Annotated in this window: 1 pseudogene; it reads right to left on the bottom strand. The window is 65.1% G+C overall.

Annotated features, from left to right (window positions below):
* Positions 1-438, bottom strand: a pseudogene (locus ACTQ49_RS15010) (transposase); the annotation flags it as partial.
* Positions 439-548 lie beyond the last annotated feature (110 nt).

Genomic DNA, 548 nt, shown 5'->3' with positions numbered 1-548 from the left:
TGTGACTGTTGCCATGTGGAGTGCTTGGTTGAGACGGCGATCCCCGCCGGGGTTGATGCGGTGACGTTGTGTGTTGCCGGAGGATGCTGGGATCGGGCTTGTCCCGGCGAGGCTGGCGAAGGCGGCTTCGGAGCGGACCCGTCCGGGATGTGACCATGCTGTGAATGCGACGGCCGCGGTGATGGGCCCGATCCCTGGTTCCTCGAGCAGCACGGAGGCAGGGCTCATGCGCAGGAGTTCGAGGATGCGTCTGGTCGCGGTGGCAAGGTCGTGGTCGAGGTCTATGATCCGTCTCGCCAGGCGTGTGGCTTCACCGCGGGCGGTTGCAGTGGCGAGGTCTTCGCTGCGGGGTCGCCAGGTGGATGCGGTAGTGATCTGGCTGTGGTTGAGGGGTCGTCGCGCGTCGATGCCCAGATCGACGATGCGAAGCAGCGCGGTCTGAACCGCCCCGGCATGTCCGGAGAGTGAATTCGTTGAAAGGATCACTCTCATGGCACGTCCTTCGAAGTACCCGCCCGAGTTGCGCCAGCGGGCTGTCCGGCTGGTGA

Source organism: Luteococcus sp. Sow4_B9 (assembly GCF_052116585.1).
In the GTDB taxonomy this organism is placed as follows: Bacteria; Actinomycetota; Actinomycetes; order Propionibacteriales; family Propionibacteriaceae; genus Luteococcus.
The sequence above is the reverse complement of the archived record's forward strand: the minus strand, read 5'-3'. Positions and strand labels throughout refer to the sequence as shown.